This is a genomic window from Streptomyces sp. NPDC051207, assembly GCF_040682395.1.
Lineage (GTDB): Bacteria > Actinomycetota > Actinomycetes > Streptomycetales > Streptomycetaceae > Streptomyces.
The window spans coordinates 1-1025 of record NZ_JBFBAX010000090.1; the positions used below are offsets into that span (position 1 = coordinate 1).

The following is a 1025-nucleotide window of genomic DNA, read 5'->3' on the forward strand; positions in this document are numbered from 1 at the left end:
TTGTCGTGGACGACCGCCCACGGCTTGCCCAGCAGACCCGACGTCCGGTGCGCCTCATCGACCACGATCAGGTCCCACCCAGGAAGACCGGCCTGGTGCGCGCGCTCCAGCGTGCCCAGCCCGAGCGAGGCGTACGTGGCGAACACGGTGACCTTGTCGAACGACCGCACCCAGTCGACCAGTTCCTCCACGTCCGTGGTGTTGGGGAAGGACACGTCATCGCCCCGCAGGGACGACACCCCGACCATCGGGCCGGTACGACCGCCCTCGCGCCACGCGGCCTCGGTCTGCGCGAGCAGATCCAGCGAGGGCACGAGCACCAGCACACGGCCCGCACGCAGCTCCTCCGACGCCCGGGTGGCCACGAGGCTCTTGCCCGACCCGGTCGCCATGATCACCTGAGTCCGGAGCCCCCTCGGAGGCACAGTGGATCTTGCAGGCAATTCAAGAGCCCGCAGCACCGCATCCACGGCTTCCCGCTGATGAGGACGGAGTTCCTTCACTGCCATTCCTATCTCCCTTATCCTGAAGGCCGCATCTGCGGCTTCACCCGGCAGGCACCTGGGGAAGTGCACGTAGGAGGCGTACAGTCGACTCCGATGAAGCTCACCGGACGCCGGTCACAGCCTCAGACCAGCAACAGGGAGCGTGATCCGGTAACCGGCATCACCCCCTAGTGGTGGCGCTATCTGAGTCCAGAGTCTATCTAGCGCTTCAAAATGAAGCGACCAGAACTCCGGAAATCCCTCAAACGTGGCTTAATTCTGTTATCGTCACCATCCGGCTAGACCCAGCGACTTGACACCCAGTCACCCGCCCGCACCCCCCCTTGCTGCTGCTCGGGCCGTAGGCCCGTTGGCCGTTCCCGCGCAGCGGGTGCGGCCGGGGTGGCTGGAGCGCAGCGGAGGCCGCCCTTGCGGGAGCTGAGCTCCCGCTGCTCCGGGAGCGGAGCGGACGGAGCGTCACCCGCGCGGCGCAGCCGCGCGGGTGGGTGTCTCGCGCAGCGAGGCACGAGCGCTCACGCG

General features: G+C 67.6%; 1 protein-coding gene. It reads right to left on the bottom strand.

Features of this window, described 5'->3' with window-relative positions; all coding sequences use genetic code 11:
• The coding region (locus AB0M97_RS30835) for a DEAD/DEAH box helicase family protein (protein ID WP_365964276.1) at positions 1–509 on the bottom strand (509 nt) is incomplete at its 3' end.
• Positions 510–1025 lie beyond the last annotated feature (516 nt).